Origin of the sequence: Microbacterium sp. CPCC 204701 (genome assembly GCF_004010105.1) — a bacterium.
Classification (GTDB): Bacteria; Actinomycetota; Actinomycetes; order Actinomycetales; family Microbacteriaceae; genus Microbacterium.
Window position 1 is genome coordinate 1 of the sequence record NZ_RRYE01000408.1, and the last position, 2,539, is coordinate 2,539.

The 2,539-nt window shown below is 71.4% G+C and carries 3 protein-coding genes and 1 tRNA gene; 1 reads left to right on the forward strand and 3 read right to left on the reverse strand.

Going from position 1 to position 2,539, the window contains the following annotated elements:
• Together EIO58_RS16070 and EIO58_RS16075 are read right to left on the reverse strand one after the other, a co-directional pair.
• Positions 1-204: NTP transferase domain-containing protein (locus tag EIO58_RS16070; protein WP_164861788.1), on the reverse strand; the 204-nt coding region annotated here is incomplete at its 3' end.
• Between the two features lies 1 nt (position 205).
• Positions 206-277, reverse strand: a tRNA-Gln gene (locus EIO58_RS16075).
• 128 nt (positions 278-405) lie between these two features.
• Here EIO58_RS16075 and EIO58_RS16080 point away from each other — a divergent pair.
• Positions 406-909: a MarR family winged helix-turn-helix transcriptional regulator gene (locus tag EIO58_RS16080; RefSeq protein WP_127820338.1), complete on the forward strand. Its 504-nt coding sequence runs from the start codon at positions 406-408 to the stop codon at positions 907-909.
• Positions 910-990: 81 nt separating this feature from the next.
• Here the strand turns inward: EIO58_RS16080 and EIO58_RS16085 are convergent.
• Positions 991-2,539 (reverse strand): ABC-F family ATP-binding cassette domain-containing protein (locus EIO58_RS16085; RefSeq protein ID WP_164861789.1); only part of this gene is annotated, 1,549 nt, incomplete at its 5' end.

Sequence of the window (2,539 nt, forward strand, 5' to 3'; positions counted from 1 at the left end):
ACCGGCGACGAGGTCGCGCTCGTGGCGGACGACCACGACGACCCGCTCAGGCTGAAGCGCCAGCGCGGTGTCGAGCACGTGCCCGACCAGTGGGCGGCCGCCGATCGGGTGCAGCACCTTGGGCAGACGCGACTTCATCCGCGTGCCCTGGCCCGCTGCGAGGACGACGACGGCCAGACGGGAGGAGGTGGAGGTCTCGGTCATGCTCCGCCGCCAGGACTCGAACCTAGACCTCACAGCTCCAAAGGCTGTCGTGCTGCCATTACACCACGGCGGACCGCGGCCGTCTGGAACCCCGGAAGCCGCCCGTCAAGTCTGCCAGACCGCATCCGGTCGCTGAGCCCGTCGAAGCGCCGGACCGGTCGCTGCGCCGGTCGAAGCGTCGTGCGACCCGATAATGGGGACATGACGGCGCAGAGCGACGAGGTGGACCGCATCGTCGAGGCGTGGACGACGCAGCGCCCCGATCTCGACTTCTCGCCGCTGGGCGTGCTCTCGCGCGTCGACCGTCTGTCGCGCCACCTCGACCGCGCGCGGCGCGACGCGTTCCGCCGCAGCGAGCTCGAGTCGTGGGAGTGGGATGTGCTGTCGGCGCTCCGCCGCGCGGGCGAGCCGTTCCAGCTGAGCCCCAAGCAGCTGCTGCAGCAGACCCTCGTCTCGAGCGGCACGATGACCAACCGCATCGACCGGCTCGTCGGCCGCCGCCTGGTGCGCCGCGAGGCCGACCCCGGCGACGGCCGCAGCATCCTGGTCACCCTCACGGATGAGGGGAGGATCCGGGTGGACGCCGCGATCACGCGCCTCGTCGACGCCGAGGCCCTGCTGCTGGACGCCCTGTCGCGCGCCGACCGCGAGCGCCTCGCGGGTCTTCTCCGCAAGCTCAGCCTCGGCTTCGACACCACCGCGTGAAAGCGCCGGGCTCGATCGTGCGGATCGGCGCACGACGCCGTGGATCCCCCGATCCGACCCGCCGCTTTCGCTGTGGCGGAGTCAGCCGAGCTGCTCGGTGAGCTCGAACCAGCGCTCCTCGACGCCGTCGCGCTCCTTCTCGAGCTCGGCGATCTTCGCCATCTCGGCGCCGAGGCCGACGTAGTCGGATTGATCGTGGTCGGCCAGCGCCGTGCGGGCGGCGGTGATCTGGACCTCGAGTCTCTCGAGGCGCCGCTCGAGCGCCGTGACCTCCTTCTGCGCGGCCCGCAGGTCGGCGCCGCTCAGCGACGACGCGGGGGCGGCGGATGCTGCAGCCGCGGCATTCGTCGCCTTCGCGGTCTCGTGCGCTGAGCGCTCCCGCTCGCGCAGTCGCAGGTACTCGTCGACGCCGCCGGGGAGGTGGCGGAGGTGACCGCTGAGGATCGCGTACTGCTGGTCGGTCACCCGCTCGATGAAGTAGCGGTCGTGCGAGACGACGAGGAGCGTGCCCGGCCACGAGTCGAGGAGATCCTCGATCGCGGCGAGCATGTCGGTGTCGAGGTCGTTCGTGGGCTCGTCGAGGATCAGCACGTTGGGCTGCTCGAGGAGGATCAACAGCAGCTGCAGCCGGCGCTTCTGCCCGCCCGAGAGATCCTTGACCGGCGTCGAGAGCTGCGCGCTCTGGAAGCCCATGCGCTCGAGCAGCTGGCCGGGCGTGACTTCCTGTGCCTTCGAGCCCGCACCGAACGTGTACGTCGTGCGCAGGCTCGAGATGACGACGCGCACCGGGTCGTCGAGGTGGTCCTCGAGCTCGTCGAGTCGCTGCGACAGGGTCGCGACCTTGACCGTCTTGCCGCGCTTGACCCGGCCCGAGGTGGGCTCGACGTCGCCCGAGACGAGCCCGAGCAGCGTGGATTTGCCCGCGCCGTTGACACCGAGGATGCCGGTGCGCTCCCCCGGCGCGACGCGCCATTCCACCGGATGCAGCACTTCGCGCCCGTCGTACGACACAGAGGCGTCCAGGAGGTCGACGACGTCCTTGCCGAGCCGCGAGACCGCGAGCGACTGCAGCTCGGTCTTGTCGCGGATCTCGGGGACGTCCGAGATGAGCGCGTTCGCGGCATCGATGCGGAACTTCGGCTTCGACGTGCGCGCAGGCGCACCGCGGCGCAGCCACGCGAGCTCCTTGCGCGCGAGGTTCTCACGGCGGGCCTCGATCGCCGCGGCCTGCCGATCGCGCTCGACCCGCTGCAGGATGTACGCCGCGTACCCGCCCTCGAACGGCTCGACGATGCGGTCGTGCACCTCCCACGTCGCGGTGCACACCTCGTCGAGGAACCAGCGGTCGTGCGTCACCACGAGAAGTCCGCCCTGGTTCGCCGGCCAGCGCCGCTTGACGTGCGCGGCGAGCCATGCGATCGCCTCGACATCGAGGTGGTTCGTCGGCTCATCGAGGAAGATCACGTCGTGGTCGCCGACGAGGAGCGCGGCCAGCGCCACGCGGCGGCGCTGCCCGCCCGAGAGGCCGGTGACCGGGCCGTCCCAGTCGAGGTCGCCGAGAAGCCCCGCGATCACCTCGCGCGTGCGCGGATCGCCGGCCCACTCGTGCGCGGGCCGGTCGCCCACCACC

What these genes read in the sequence shown, in the direction of transcription:
- EIO58_RS16080 (WP_127820338.1), top strand. Translation starts at nt 406, where the DNA reads ATGACGGCGCAGAGCGACGAGGTGGACCGCATCGTCGAGGCGTGGACG.